Annotated in this window: 10 protein-coding genes; 6 read left to right on the top strand and 4 right to left on the bottom strand. The window is 47.4% G+C overall.

All coding sequences use genetic code 11. The features are described 5' to 3' along the window. Positions 1-801 carry a sterol desaturase family protein gene (locus tag LQ777_RS19360; protein ID WP_232559587.1) on the bottom strand — a complete coding sequence of 267 codons (801 nt, stop codon included), beginning with the start codon at positions 799-801 and terminating at the stop codon, positions 1-3. Positions 802-999: 198 nt separating this feature from the next. Here LQ777_RS19360 and pafA point away from each other — a divergent pair, with 198 nt between their 5' ends. After that, positions 1,000-2,685 carry an alkaline phosphatase PafA gene (gene pafA / locus LQ777_RS19355; RefSeq protein WP_232559586.1) on the top strand — a complete coding sequence of 562 codons (1,686 nt, stop codon included), beginning with the start codon at positions 1,000-1,002 and terminating at the stop codon, positions 2,683-2,685. A gap of 79 nt (positions 2,686-2,764) precedes the next feature. Here the strand turns inward: pafA and LQ777_RS19350 are convergent, their stop codons facing one another. After that, positions 2,765-3,532 (bottom strand): biotin--[acetyl-CoA-carboxylase] ligase, encoded by a 768-nt coding sequence (locus tag LQ777_RS19350; RefSeq protein ID WP_232559585.1) that lies wholly within the window; start codon positions 3,530-3,532, stop codon positions 2,765-2,767. A gap of 112 nt (positions 3,533-3,644) precedes the next feature. On the opposite strand from LQ777_RS19350, the gene rsfS reads away from it, so the two are divergent. Together rsfS and ftsH are read left to right on the top strand one after the other, a co-directional pair. Beyond that, complete coding sequence (rsfS, locus tag LQ777_RS19345; RefSeq protein WP_232559584.1) at positions 3,645-4,040, top strand: ribosome silencing factor; 396 nt, start codon at positions 3,645-3,647, stop codon at positions 4,038-4,040. A 122-nt stretch (positions 4,041-4,162) separates the two neighbouring features. After that, entirely contained in the window at positions 4,163-6,193 is a 2,031-nt protein-coding gene (gene ftsH, locus LQ777_RS19340) for an ATP-dependent zinc metalloprotease FtsH (protein WP_232559583.1), read from the top strand. 68 nt (positions 6,194-6,261) lie between these two features. On the opposite strand, the gene LQ777_RS19335 is transcribed toward ftsH, so the two are convergent. Together LQ777_RS19335 and LQ777_RS19330 are read right to left on the bottom strand one after the other, a co-directional pair. Continuing rightward, positions 6,262-6,753, bottom strand: coding sequence for a metallophosphoesterase family protein (locus LQ777_RS19335; protein ID WP_232559582.1), 492 nt, complete (start codon positions 6,751-6,753; stop codon positions 6,262-6,264). A gap of 84 nt (positions 6,754-6,837) precedes the next feature. Next, the gene (locus LQ777_RS19330) at positions 6,838-8,517 is read right to left on the bottom strand and encodes a fatty acid--CoA ligase (RefSeq protein WP_232559581.1); all 1,680 of its coding nucleotides are present in this window, start codon (positions 8,515-8,517) and stop codon (positions 6,838-6,840) included. 383 nt (positions 8,518-8,900) lie between these two features. Between LQ777_RS19330 and LQ777_RS19325 the strand changes: the two genes are divergently transcribed. The 3 genes from LQ777_RS19325 to LQ777_RS19315 are packed head-to-tail and all read left to right on the top strand — an operon-like array spanning position 8,901 to position 14,555. Continuing rightward, the gene (locus tag LQ777_RS19325) at positions 8,901-10,490 is read left to right on the top strand and encodes a hybrid sensor histidine kinase/response regulator (protein ID WP_232559580.1); all 1,590 of its coding nucleotides are present in this window, start codon (positions 8,901-8,903) and stop codon (positions 10,488-10,490) included. A 21-nt stretch (positions 10,491-10,511) separates the two neighbouring features. Then, complete coding sequence (locus tag LQ777_RS19320; RefSeq protein ID WP_232559579.1) at positions 10,512-14,141, top strand: response regulator; 3,630 nt, start codon at positions 10,512-10,514, stop codon at positions 14,139-14,141. A gap of 48 nt (positions 14,142-14,189) precedes the next feature. Then, positions 14,190-14,555 (top strand): response regulator, encoded by a 366-nt coding sequence (locus LQ777_RS19315; RefSeq protein ID WP_232559578.1) that lies wholly within the window; start codon positions 14,190-14,192, stop codon positions 14,553-14,555. Positions 14,556-14,564 lie beyond the last annotated feature (9 nt).

Genomic DNA, 14,564 nt, shown 5'->3' with positions numbered 1-14,564 from the left:
TTAACCTTTCTTGTCCTCAACCCCCAGTGCCGACTTCGTTTTTTCTTTAAACAAGCGGTGGAAATCAGGGCTTTCTGTTTTCATCCATTTATCCCAGAACGTGAAGTAAAGCCCGTAGTTGAATCGAAACTGCGCATGATGCAGCCCATGGTGAGTAGCACCGATGAGCCATCGCCCCAGCCAGTGATGATCAAAATCGCGGGGATAAATCTCGGTATTCAGGTGATTGACGGCGCTTGAAAACGTCATGATCATCAGTATAATCCCAACGGCTGAAATATGCAGCGGCAATACAAAGGTCAGTGCCGGAATGACAATAGCCTGTAGCGTGCTTTCGAGTGGGTGAAACGAAAAGGCCGTCCAGGGCGAAGTTGTGATACTGTCGTGATGCGTCTTGTGTACCCACCGATAAACACCCGGTTTGTGCATCCATCGGTGAAGCCAGTAGTAGTATGTTTCGTGAATAAACAGCACGGATAGAATACTGATCGGATACCACCACAGCGGATACGTTTGGGCAGCGGTGTAGATCTGCGTGTAGCCTTTCTGATAAGCGACAATAACAGCCAGGGCAATAGCGGTAAAAATAAGCGATGTCAATACCGACCAGCCAATTTCGCGCCAGTCCTGACCCGGTTTGCGCGGTCGTGTCTGTACAGCCCGGTGCGCAAACTGGTCTTTCATGGACACGTTGAATAACCACCAGAAAAGCAGCGAAAAAAGTACGTACCGCCCGAAAATGGCGATGAAAAACAACAGTCCCGTCAGCCAGAACGTAGCTGGGTTGGTGATCTGAATCATAAACGTTGATACGGTCAAATTAGCCGCTGTAGGCTCAACCGAATCCCTTACTGAATGTTGGAAATTCTATTGTTTTGGTAAGCAAGCGATCCCGACCAGTCAAAATCGCCTTTGTGGCAACGTTTGGCTTAGTTGGTCTGCTCAATGGAATGTTTGTACCTTTGCGCAAAGTGACCCTAATTAAATTCGAACGGCTCCATGCGCCTATATTCTCCTCTTTTATTACTAGGTCTACTGGCAGCAACCAGCTTTGCACAAACCAGAAAAACAACTGCATCAGTACCAGCTGGCGCTCAGCAGCGAGTAGATCCTCGGGCGTTGGCCCGGCCAAAACTCGTTGTCGGTATTGTAGTTGACCAGATGCGCTACGATTACCTGTATCGGTACTACACTAAATTCGGTACGGGTGGCTTTCGGCGCATGATGGATGGCGGGTTCAACGCTCGGAATAATCACTACCATTACGCGGCTACTTACACGGGACCCGGACACGCGGCTATCTATACCGGTTCGGCTCCGGCGTTGAACGGCATTGTCGGTAATGATTTTTACGAGCGGAACGTTGGCCGGTTGATGTACTGCGCCGAAGACACAACGGTCAGCACGGTTGGTAACACCGGAAACGCTGGTAAAATGTCGCCCCGCAATTTGCTTGTGACAACTATTGGCGACCAGCTTAAACTCGCTACCGACGGTCAGGCGAAAGTAGTTGGTATTGCGTTGAAAGACCGGGGCGCTATCTTGCCCGCTGGTCATGCCGCCGATGCCGCTTACTGGTTCGATTCGAAAGACGGTAATTTTATCAGCAGTACGTTTTATCAGAAAGACCTGCCCAAGTGGGTTCAGGATTTCAACGCGCGTAAACTACCCGAACAATTCCTCGGTCAGAAATGGGAGCCTGTTCTACCGATGGATCAGTATACCGAAAGTACCGTTGACGACGAGCCGTACGAGTCGATTCTGGCGGGTGAAACCAAATCTATTTTCCCGCACTCGTTTAACGCGATTCAGGCCGGCGGTAGTAAGTACGAACCGTTGAGAACGAGCCCGTTCGGTGACCAGATCACCAAAGAGTTTGCGCTTGCTGCGATCAAAGGGGAGCAACTTGGTCAGCACAAAGTAACTGACATGCTTTGCCTGAGCTTTTCGTCGCCCGATTATATTGGTCACGCATTTGGTACCCATGCTATCGAAACGGAGGACAATTACATCCGGCTTGACCGTCAGTTGGCGGACATTTTTGCGCAACTTGACGCCACCGTTGGAAAAGGGCAGTGGCTGGCATTTCTCTCCGCCGATCATGGGGTCGTTGACGCACCGGGTTTTTTGCAGCAGTACCGGATTCCATCAGGTTTCAAAGGCTACGGCGAAATTGGCGATATCGTAAAAGCGACGCTTGAAAAAGCCTACGGTCCGGGTCAGTGGATGCTTTCGTACATCAACCAGCAGGTGTACCTAAACCATGCGTTGCTGATCGAGAAGAAAATTGCTATTCAGGACGTTTACGAGTTGCTAAGAAGCGCTCTTTTGAAACAACGGGCTATTGTTAACGTCGTTAACCTGCATAATCTTGGGGCGGAAGCGTTGCCACTACTTCAGGAGAATTTGTTCCGGAATGTGTACCATCCTAACCGCAGTGGTGATTTCTACGTGATGCAGCCACCGGGCTGGTTGGAGGGGCGAAACAGGGGTACAACGCACGGTACAACCTACGCCTACGATACACACGTACCGTTTCTAATGTACGGCTGGGGTGTACGCCCCGGACAGACGCTACGCCGAACGCACATTCACGACATTGCGCCTACCATTACGGCCCTGCTGAGTCTTCTTGAACCCAACGGCTGCATTGGCAACCCCGTAGAAGAAGCTATTGCGAAATAAAAGTAAGAAAGATGAGCGCGCGAATCGATGGCCGTGTGGGTAAACGCTCAGACAGTCATTGGTTCGCGCTTTCGCTTTATCACGGATTGACAAAGGCTACTTCTTTGAACGCAAAGTAACGAATCAAGCCACCTTCTGAAATTGCTAAGCGGCCAACGGCGTCGATGCCGATGATTGTTCCCCGAAACCGGATTCCGTTACTTTCGAATAGATGCTCTTCCTGATAGCGAAAAAGTGTTTGCAGGTAGTCTACCTTTATCGTATCCCGTTGGCCCGACCGTAATTGGAGGTAGCGCTGTTCAATCTTTTCGCAAAGTGAACGGAGCAGTCCAGGCAAATCGTAGTTGTCAGGCAAAGGAGCCTGTTGCTGCAACGAGGTGGCCGTTGGGTAACTAAATTCTGTTTGGTTGACGTTTAGCCCGATACCGATAATTGACCAGGCAATGCCCTGACCGTGCAAAATGTTCTCAATCAATATACCACCGAGCTTTTGATCATCTACGTATATATCATTGGGCCACTTGATGCGGAGTGAGTTACCAATAAGTGGTTTTAGTGTATCATAAATACCGAGCGAAATAGCCATGTTAAGCCAGAACTGCTCGGTAGGCATCAGAAAGGATGGTTTAAGAATCAGCGAAAATGTCAGGTTTTGTGCCGACTTTGCCTCCCATACGTTACCACGTTGACCGCGACCCGCCGTTTGCTGGTCAGTTACGACAAGAATACCCTCTGCTGGGTCTTGCTGGGCAATCAAAATAGACGCTTCATCGTTAGTAGACTGACAGCTTGGCAGGTATTTAATTATTTGCCCGACAAAAAGAGTTTTGGGATAGATTTTGTACAAAATATTGTATAGTTTAGTAGTAGGAAGTCGATGAATGGTGCTCTGGATAGTATACAGTCCATTTGATGAAGTACCCGCTGGTTGACTTATCGTGCAATGTTAAACCGAAAGCATGAGAATTAACAAAAGCAATGAATTTTCGCCCGAGCAGATCCGTGATTTTGTCGTACGCGGCATGCTCGAAAAGAAAGCGCAGGATATTGTCGTAATGGACCTGCGGAATGTTAAAAATGCCATTTGCGACTACTTTGTACTTTGTTCGGGTAACTCCGACACGCAGATTGACGCCATCTCGACTTCGATAGAAGAAGAAGTTTATAAAGCTAGCCACCAGGACCCCTGGCATAAGGAAGGTAAATTAAACCGGGAATGGATTTTGCTGGATTACGTGGATGTGGTTGCCCACGTATTTAAAAAAGACCGCCGGTCGTTTTACGATCTCGAACAACTCTGGGGCGACGCCGAAATTCAGCATATTGACGAAAGTATGCTGTCGGTAGCAAGCTAGAAGAAGGTCTTAATTAACCGCTTATCGGACGGACAAACCGTCTGTCCGAACCGTTCCGTTATAGAAACATTCGTCTTCTAAACGGTGTTACTGTTAAAATCCGTTATGTACAACCTGAGGAAATGTCAGAAAACAATAATAGAAATCCATTAGTACCCCGTGGTGGTCCAAGAAAGCCTAACTTTCAGGGGTGGATTGTTGCGCTGTTAATCGCAGCTATTCTGGGCATCACGTTCTTCAACAAAAGCTCTTCGACACACGATATTTCGCAAAAGCGTTTCGAGCGTATGGTGAAGGAACGTGAGGTAGCCGATGTTATCGTCGTTAACGATAAGATTGCCGAAGTAACGCTCACGCAGCAGGCAGCTCAGAGTCCGAAATATCGGAACATGTTTGCTGATAAACCCTACTTTGGTACGAGTCACGGGCCTCATTTTCAGTTTCAGGTTGCTTCTGGCGAATCGTTCAAAAAAGATCTGGACCAATTGCAGCAGGGTGTACCTGACAATGAAAAGATCGACTATAAGTTCGAGACGCGGAGCGACTTTGGCAGTATCATCAGTACCTGGGGCTTCCTGATTGTCATGATCTTGGCTATGTATTTCTTACTGGGCCGTATGTCTGGAGCAGGAGGGCCTGGTGGTCAGATCTTCAACATTGGTAAATCGAAAGCCGCCCTGTTTGACGCTGATAACAAAGTAAAGATCACGTTCAACGATGTAGCTGGTCTGGACGAAGCGAAAGAAGAGATCAAAGAAATAGTCGACTACCTTAAGAATCCTACTAAGTTTACGAAGCTTGGTGCTAAAATTCCTAAAGGTGCGCTGTTGATTGGCCCTCCGGGTACGGGTAAAACCTTGCTGGCGAAAGCCGTTGCCGGTGAAGCTGGTGTTCCATTCTTCTCGCTATCGGGTTCTGACTTCGTTGAAATGTTCGTCGGTGTGGGTGCTGCCCGCGTTCGTGACTTGTTCAAGCAGGCTAAAGAGAAAGCGCCTTGTATCATCTTTATCGATGAGATTGACGCAGTTGGTCGCTCGCGGGGCCGTGGTTCCATGCCTGGTGCCAATGACGAGCGCGAGAACACGCTGAACTCGCTGCTCGTTGAGATGGATGGTTTTGCTACGGATTCAGGTATTATTATCCTGGCCGCAACGAACCGTCCTGACGTACTTGACTCCGCTTTGCAACGTCCTGGCCGTTTTGACCGTCAGATTAGCATTGATAAGCCAGATATCGTTGGTCGTGAAGCGATCTTCCGCGTACACTTGAAGCCAATAAAACTGGCAGCAGATGTTGATCCGAAAGAATTAGCTGCGCAGACACCTGGTTTTGCCGGAGCTGAGATTGCCAACGTGTGTAACGAAGCGGCTCTGATTGCTGCCCGGAGTGACAAAGAGGCAGTGGACATGAAAGATTTCCAAGATGCGATGGATCGTGTTATTGGTGGTCTGGAAAAGAAAAACAAACTGATTTCGCCCGAGGAAAAGGAAATTGTTGCTTATCACGAAGCTGGGCATGCTGTAGCAGGCTGGTTCCTCGAGCATGCCGACCCACTTGTAAAAGTAACGATCGTACCACGTGGCGTAGCCGCGCTTGGTTATGCGCAATACCTGCCGCGTGAGCAGTACTTGTACCGTACTGAGCAACTCATGGATGAGATGTGCATGGCGTTAGGCGGACGGGCCGCAGAAGATATCATCTTCGGTAAGGTTTCGACGGGTGCGCTGAGTGATCTGGAGCGTATTACCAAGCTTGCTTACAGCATGGTGACGATGTACGGTATGAACGACAAAATCGGTAACGTATCGTTCTACGACTCCAAGCAATCAGACTATGCCTTCAACAAGCCTTATTCGGAAGAAACAGCGAAGCATATTGACGAGGAAGTTCGTAAGATTGTTGATATCGCTTACACACGCACTAAGGACATGCTAACCGATAAGCGTCAAGAGTTAGAAGTCATTGCTAAAGAATTACTCGAGAAAGAGATTCTTTATCAAAATGACCTAGTTCGGTTAATCGGTAAACGTCCATTCGAGCGTGAAACGGTCTACCAAGCCTATAAGAACAAAGGTGTTGCAGAAGAAGTGAAAGAAGAAATCGGTAAAGAAGCAAAACCTGCTGAGACCGAACCGGAATCGCTTCCTTTGTAAGATAGAATAAGTAAACAAGAAGGCCCGCATTTGAGAATGCGGGCCTTCTTGTTTTATGCCAAAACACCTTATTTTTTTCCAAGCTCAATCGCTTGCATATCGGCAATGCGCCCATCATCAAGCGTAAATCGTAAAGCTGTCCGCATTTGATGAAAACCCGTTTTACCAGCTGCGCCTGGATTCATAAAAAGTAGATCGTGCATTTTCGCGTCACGTACGACTTTCAAAATATGGGAGTGTCCACACACAAATAGATCCGGAGGGTTTAACTGCAGATTGGGCCGGGTTATCGGGTTGTACTTTGGTGGTGTTCCTCCAATGTGGGTCATCCAAATATCAAGACCTTCCAGGTGAAATCGTTGATGAGCGGGTAGATCGTTGCTTTCACGATCGATGTTTCCGCAGACAATACGAAGTGGCCGAAAAGCACGTAATTGCTCTACAATGGACAATGAGCCGATATCTCCTGCATGCCATACTTCATCGCACTGATCAAAATGAGTGAAGATTTGCGGGTCTAAAAAGCTATGGGTATCTGAAAGTAAGCCTATGCGGGTCATTAGTGAGGAGCCTGATGCGTTGTGGATCGTTGGCTGTGAAAAATAAACCGCTACGGGTTCTATATGTTGTCAGTGGGCAATTGTTTAGGGAAATATTTGCTCTTTCAGTTCAGCACGGATGCGTTTTTTGTCAATCTTGCCAACACTGGTCTTCGGAATTTCCGGAACAAACAAGATCCGGTCGGGCATATACCATTTATGTAACTCGCCCCGTTCAATTTGAGACTGCAAACGTGCTTTGATGCCTTCTGCTGTTAAGTCATAGCCCGGTTTCTGAACAATAAGCGCATAAGGACGTTCTCCCCAGCGTTCGTCGGGCAAGCCGACAACAGCGGATTCTGCTACACCCTCGACCTGCGATAAAACGTCTTCCATATCCAGGGAAGAAACCCATTCACCACCCGTTTTGATCACGTCTTTGGTTCGGTCAGCGATGACGACCCAGTGGTCAGGCGTTATGCTGGCAACATCGCCGGTATGCAGCCAGCCGTTACGCCAGAGTTCGGCTCCTCGTTCATCATCGTTGTAATACCCTTGTGTTGTCCAGGGCGTTCGCACGACAATCTCGCCAAGCGATTGGCCATCATGAGCGATAAACTGTCCCGTATCGTCCATAAGTCTAGCTTCCACAAAAGGCGCAATGCGACCCGCGCGCGTACGCAAATCAATCTGTTCGTCAAGCGGTAGCGTCCGCTCACTATCGTTTAAATACACAACTGATAAGATGGGTGCCGTTTCAGACATGCCATAGCCTGACGTTATGTTGATGCCCAGATCCATAGCGGCTTTGGCAAGTCCTTTTGTCAATGCAGAACCACCAATCAACACGCTCCAGCGGCTCAGCTGGTCACGAAATTTCTGCGCAGCGGGGCTGCTGACGAGCATATTCAGAATGGTAGGAACGCAATGCGACAGTGTGACGCCTTCGGTAACGAGCAACTTCAGGAGCATTTCAGGTTCGTAACGGCCTGGATAAACTTGTTTTGCCGCCATGATCGTAGCTAGAAACGGAAAGCCCCAGGCATGAACGTGAAACATGGGCGTAATAGGCATGTACACATCCGTTCGCGATTTGAACGGGAGGGCTTCGTAGCCGATCAAATAAGTCAGCAGACTCATTGTGTGCATGAACAACTGCCGGTGCGAAAAATAAACGCCTTTAGGATTGCCCGTGGTGCCCGTCGTGTAGAACGTAGTGGCCCACGTGTTTTCGTCAAAATCAGGAAAATCAAACTGATCGGGAGCATCACGGAGCATGGCTTCGTACTCACCCACAAAGCCCGCAGGCACCTGACCAACAGCATTCAGGTCGGTATATACTTTATCGCTTATAAGGACAAAGGTTTCGACGGTTGTTAATTGGTCTTTTATGGCATTAAGGATCGGCAGAAAATCTTCGTGAATTAGCACAATATTATCCTGCGCATGATTCATGGTGTACAGGATTTGCGCGGGGGATAAGCGGACATTGACCGTATGGAGAATAGCACCAATGCTCGTTACACCGAAAAAGCATTCGAGATACCAATGGCTGTCCCAGTCTAACACCGCAACCGTATCGCCCGGTTTAACACCGAGTCCGGTCAAAACATTAGCCAACCGGCGCACCCGTTTGTTGAATTCGATATAATTCATCCGGAATAAATCCCGATAAACAATTTCACGATGTGGCTCGTACTTAAGCGACTCCGCTAATATGTTTTTTATAAGCATTGGCGGCTCAAATGCCTCAGAAGTACGCGGAATCAGTTTCGTCTGGATCATGATTCATGAATAGTCTTTTCTAAGAAACGTAAAAATGAACAATAGTTTGAACTATCAATAGAAAAAATAGAACTAATTGCGAAGGTGAACAGGGGAAGTTGCTGGCATGATCCATGCACGCATGACAAAAGAGAAAGTGAGTAAGTAACTGGCCAAGCCATATCGACTATTCAGCCGGGCCATACAAGAAGTAACACCGTTTTTTGATTGTTATGAACACGATTGATTTGGTGGCACTTGTCTAACAGCGTTATCTTCACATACTATTTGGTAGGGGGGCGTTTCTGAGCGTTCACAACGACTCATCCTGAAGAAATCCGCTTACTCTAACAAAAAAACCGCAAATTGCGGCTTATACAACGTTACAAACAGTTATCACAAAGATGGTTCTTATTGTTGATGATAGACCAGAAAACATCCTTCCGCTTAAAAAGATCTTAGAGCTTCATAAGTTTTCTGTTGACATTGCAGATTCAGGTGAAGAAGCCTTAAAAAAGATACTCAAAACGAACTACTCTGTCATCATTCTGGACGTACAAATGCCTGGGATGGACGGCTTTGAAGTCGCTAACGCAATAAGTGGGTTTAGTAAGTCGAAGGACACATCCATTATTTTTCTGTCGGCTGTCAACACTGAGAAAAAGTTTATTACAAAAGGCTATACATCCGGCGGAATAGATTACCTGACAAAACCTGTTGATCCCGACATTTTGGTGTTGAAGGTCAAAACGCTTCAAAGGCTTTACGAACAGCAGCAGGAACTACGAGCAACGCAGGACTCTCTCCGTAATGAGATTGAGGTACGAAAGCGGGCGCAGGAAGAACTGGCCGGACGCGTAGAAGAGTTGCGGTTGGTGCTGGCTTCGTTGCCGCAAATGGCGTTTACGGTCGACACGGACGGACGAATCGAATACTCGAATGAGTACTGGTTCGATTACTCAATGGACCCAATGGCTTTTCCCGCTGTTCACCATGATGACGAAGATGTGTGTCGAGAGTGGCCAACCTATTTCGGGAGAGGAATTGAGTTTACGCGTGAAGTGCGTTTGAAAAAGCTTGCTACGGGTGAGTATCGATACCATCTGCTGCGGATTATCCCCATAAAACAGCAAGACGTAACGGTTCGATGGGTGGGTACCTTCACGGACATTCACCCGCAAAAGATGACTACGGAGCTGCTTGAAGAGCAGGTGTCGACCCGAACGAAAGAATTGCTGTTTAAAAATACAGAGCTGGAAACAACCAACCACGAGCTTCAGCAATTTACCTGGGTGGTATCCCATGATCTGAAAGAGCCGTTACGGAAAATACAACTCCTGAACGACCTCATTAAGGATCGGTACTTAAAAGAAAACCCGGAAGCCATTTCTTATCTTGATCGGTCCATTAAGTCATCCGCTCGCTTGTCGAAGCTTATTGATGATCTATTGGCATACTCGCAATTAGCCAAACCGGCGGTGTTCAAGCCAACGAACCTCAATACATTGCTTACCGAGATTTTGGTTGACTTTAAGGACACGATTAGCAAAAAGGGCGCGGTTGTTTCAATCGATTCATTGCCCATAATTGATACGGTACCGGGACGGATCAGGCAAGTCTTCCAGAATCTGATCAGCAATGCGCTCAAGTTCTCTAAAAAAGATGTTGCGCCCGTCATTACCATTAGCGCCGAACTCATTGGTGGTAAAGACGTGAACAGTGAACCCAGTGCCGATGGGCAGTTCTGCCGCATTATCGTCAGTGACAATGGGATCGGATTCGACGAAAAATTCCTGGATCGGATCTTTGTAATCTTCCAACGATTGAACAACCGAACCAGCTACGAAGGTACCGGTATCGGACTAGCCATTGCCAAAAAGAATATTGACAAACACAACGGTGTTATTTCCGCCCAGAGCCGACTGGATGAAGGAACTCGATTTATCCTTGTTCTGCCCGTTCAGCAAGTCAATGAGCCAGTCGCTACCTATTAACGCATTTCTTTCCAAGTAAACATGCCGCACTACTCGACGTCAAACTCGGTGATACGACAGTTGCAGATTGTCTTTTCCATATCAACGATTCTGTTGATTGTCAGTCTTGTTGCTTCGTATTACAGCATTCAGAAGCTTATTACTAATTCCCAATTAGTCAACCACACCAATCAGGTATTAATCGAGTCGGAGAACGTCATCTCCCATGTGAAAGACGCTGAAACAGGACAGCGTGGGTACTTGCTAACGCTTGATCCACTTTTCCTCCAACCTTACAATGGAGCGTATGATAAAGTCACCAACAGTTATAATACTGTAAAGTCGCTTACCGCAGAGAATACGACCCAGCAGAAAAATCTGGCCGAGTTAAAAACGCTGTACGAAGCCAAATTCGAACAGATGCAGCGCATCATCAATCTCACACGGCGCTATAAAGGCTTTAGTCGCGATACTACTGCGCGCTACGCCGAAATGGTCCGGGGTAAGAAGATAATGGATGGGCTCAGAACAACCGTCAATCGCATAAAGAAAGAAGAGAGCGCGATCTTGAACACCCGTATTGAGCAGCAGCAGATATACATCACGTACACGCCTTTTCTGTTGTTGTTGGCCGCTGCCATTTCAGTGATGATTACCATCAGTACGTACCTGCGCATCAAAAAAGACCTTGACGACCGGATCGCCAATCAGCTGAGAGCAGAAGCAGAATTTAAAGAAACAAACCGGCGAATCGGTGTGATGGAGGACATTACCGGCGATATCGCGGAGGGTAATTATTCCGTGAGGAGTGAAGATACGCGTGACGATGATTTAGGACGGATCGGAAAGGCGCTCAACACCATGTCATCGGCGCTAGAAAGTACCTTTACGGAACTGGAAAACAAAAACTGGTTGCAAACGGGAACGCTGACACTAACGGAGGCCATTCGGGGGGAGCGTGATCTGAAAAAGCTGGCCGATAACCTGATTGAGACGATCAATGGGTACCTACAGGCACCTTTAGGTACAGTGTATATTATTGATAACGATTCGAATTTTAAGCTGATAGGTAGTTATGCCGCCAGCCATGCACCGACAACAATCGTATCGGGAGAGGGGTTGGTTGGTCAGGCGATTAAAGCTAAAAAAACCATCATCATTGAGGACCTGCCTGAGTCGTACTTGGCCGTCAACTCTTCTTTGGGTAACGCACTACCTGCTTCGGTCATAATCGCTCCCTTAGTTTATGCGGACGTATGCCTGGGCGCGTTAGAAATCGGGCTTCTACGCAAGCCCAGCCCGATGGAAATTGCTTTCTTGGAGTCTAACCTGGATGCGCTGGCAATCGGGATTAATTCGGCACTGGACTATGTGAAGCTGCAAAATTTCCTCGAAGAAACACAGGCTCAGTCGGAAGAATTACAGGCGCAGCATAACGAGCTTGAAAATGTGAATGCTGAACTGGAAGCCCAGGCATTGAAGCTCCAGGCTTCCGAAGAGGAATTGCGCGTACAGCAGGAGGAACTGCAACAGACCAATGCCGAACTCGAGGAACGTAGCTTCCTGCTCGAAGAGAAAAACGAGGAGATTCAGAAAAAGGCCGAAGAGCTGGAAATAAGTACCCGGTACAAATCAGAGTTCCTGGCCAACATGTCGCACGAACTCCGGACACCCCTGAACTCAATCTTGCTGCTTAGCCGATTACTGTCGGAAAATAACGAAGAGAACCTGACCGACGATCAGGTCGAATACGCCAAAGTCATTCAGTCGTCTGGAAACGGATTGCTTGGCCTGATCGACGAAATTCTCGATCTGTCCAAGATTGAGGCCGGTCAGATGAAGTTAGAGTACATGAGTGTACCAATTCAGGAAATAACGGACGAATTGCAGGCTCTGTTTGGTCCATTGGCTAATGAGAAAAAACTTGAATTTAACGTAGACATAGCGCCAGGCTTGCCAGCGGTTATCGAAACGGACAAAATGCGGGTAGGACAGATTCTAAAAAATCTGATTTCCAATGCACTCAAATTTACGTCTTCCGGTAACGTAACGTTGACGGTAAAACGGTCCGAATCAACCGACTCCGGCTTACAGTTTGCTGTTGCGGATACCGGCATTGGCATTCCACCCGAAAAGCAACAGCTCATCTTCGAAGCATTTCAGCAGGCTGATGGATCGACGAAGCGCAAGTACGGTGGAACCGGCTTAGGACTCTCTATCAGCCGGGAGCTGGCTAAGTTGCTCGGTGGCGAAATTACATTGACCAGTAAGGTAAATGAAGGAAGTACGTTCACCATTCACTTGCCGATAGCCAATACGCAGGCAGCTACCCAAACCGATACTAATTACGTAAGCCGACGGCCTGAGCCGACACCCGCACCTGCCCCGGAAGTAAAAGAACCCGAACCGGTTAAAGCTGAATTGGGTAAATACCTCAGTACCGTTATTCCGCCGTCGATTCCTGATGATCGGGATACGATTACAGAAAACGATAAAATAATCTTGATCGTTGAGGATGATACCGGCTTTGCCAAGTCGCTGCTGGATTATTCGCGCAAGAAAGGGTATAAAGGCATTGTGGCCGTACGGGGTGATGAAGGGCTTAAACTCGCCGGTGTCTACAAACCGCTTGGTATCCTGCTGGACATTCAATTGCCGGTCATGAGTGGCTGGCAGGTAATGGATGCGTTAAAAGCGGACCCGAAAACCCGACATATTCCGGTGCATATTATGTCGTCGCACAAGCTCAAAAAAGAAAGTATTTTGAAAGGCGCTGTCGACTTCATGGACAAGCCGATGGCTTTTGAGCAAATGCAGGAGGTGTTCAGTAAAATAGAATACGTGCTGAATAGTACCTCTAAAAAAGTACTGATCGTGGAAGACAACCCGAAACATGCCAAGGCCTTAGCGTATTTTCTGGAGTCGTTCAACATCAATTCTGAACTAAAAAGTGATATAACAGAAGGCATACAAGCGCTCAAACAGGAAGAAATCAACTGTGTCATTCTGGACATGGGTATTCCGGATAAAAAAGCGTACGATACACTAGAGGAAGCCAAGAAAAATCCGGGCCTGGAAAACCTGCCGATTATCATCTACACGGGAAAAAGCCTGTCGATGGCCGAGGAGTTGAAGATCAAAAAATACGCGGATTCAATTATTGTTAAAACGGCTCATTCGTATCAGCGAATGCTGGATGAAGTTTCGCTTTTTCTTCATCTGGTCGATGAAAATAGGAAAGCACCCAGTGCCTTGTCGGATCGAAAAAAACTAGGCGCACTAAGCCAGGTGTTGACGAATAAGACGGTACTTGTAGCGGACGACGATGTCAGAAATATCTTCTCCTTGTCGAAGGCATTGGAGAATTATAAAATGAACGTTGTCACGGCATTGGATGGAAAAGAAGCGCTGCAAAAATTAGAAGAAAATCCAGCCATTGATCTGGTGTTGCTGGATATGATGATGCCGCAGATGGACGGTTATGAAACGGCTAAAAAAATTCGCGAGAATTATCAGTGGAAATCGTTGCCTATTATCGCGGTTACGGCCAAAGCAATGACCGGTGATCGGGAACGATGCATTCAGGCGGGCGCTTCTGACTATATTACCAAACCAGTCGATATCGATCAGCTAATTTCGTTGTTACGGGTTTGGTTGTACGACCGGGCTTGATAGTAATCGTGTCTTTTGTAAGCGGGCTATTCTTATACAATCTGAAACATGAGTAAGAAACGGGTTTTAATAATTGACGATGATGCAAGAAATATTTTTGCGTTGACGGCCACCCTAAAAGCGAAATCATTCGACTGTGTTTCCTGCAATAGCGCGCAGGAAGCGCTCGATTTATTGAAAACGGATGCGGTAGTTGACATCATTCTAATCGATATGATGATGCCCGAAATGGATGGGTATGAGGCAATCCCTCGGATAAAAAACATTGAGAAGCGTCGTCATACATCCATTATTGCGGTTACGGCACAGGCGATGGTGGGCGACCGGGAAAAGTGTTTAGAGGCCGGAGCAGCCGATTATATTTCTAAACCAGTCGATGTGGACAGGTTGTTGCAACTGTTGCTGCGTGTTTAATTGAGTTAC

Origin of the sequence: Spirosoma oryzicola (assembly GCF_021233055.1) — a bacterium.
Taxonomy (GTDB): domain Bacteria; phylum Bacteroidota; class Bacteroidia; order Cytophagales; family Spirosomataceae; genus Spirosoma; species Spirosoma oryzicola.
The sequence above is the reverse complement of the archived record's forward strand: the minus strand, read 5'-3'. Positions and strand labels throughout refer to the sequence as shown.

Coding starts and splice junctions, on each gene's coding strand:
- LQ777_RS19360 (WP_232559587.1), bottom strand. CDS start 801: ATGATTCAGATCACCAACCCAGCTACGTTCTGGCTGACGGGACTGTTG.
- pafA (WP_232559586.1), top strand. CDS start 1,000: ATGCGCCTATATTCTCCTCTTTTATTACTAGGTCTACTGGCAGCAACC.
- rsfS (WP_232559584.1), top strand. CDS start 3,645: ATGAGAATTAACAAAAGCAATGAATTTTCGCCCGAGCAGATCCGTGAT.
- ftsH (WP_232559583.1), top strand. CDS start 4,163: ATGTCAGAAAACAATAATAGAAATCCATTAGTACCCCGTGGTGGTCCA.
- LQ777_RS19335 (WP_232559582.1), bottom strand. CDS start 6,753: ATGACCCGCATAGGCTTACTTTCAGATACCCATAGCTTTTTAGACCCG.
- LQ777_RS19330 (WP_232559581.1), bottom strand. CDS start 8,517: ATGATCCAGACGAAACTGATTCCGCGTACTTCTGAGGCATTTGAGCCG.
- LQ777_RS19325 (WP_232559580.1), top strand. CDS start 8,901: ATGGTTCTTATTGTTGATGATAGACCAGAAAACATCCTTCCGCTTAAA.
- LQ777_RS19320 (WP_232559579.1), top strand. CDS start 10,512: ATGCCGCACTACTCGACGTCAAACTCGGTGATACGACAGTTGCAGATT.
- LQ777_RS19315 (WP_232559578.1), top strand. CDS start 14,190: ATGAGTAAGAAACGGGTTTTAATAATTGACGATGATGCAAGAAATATT.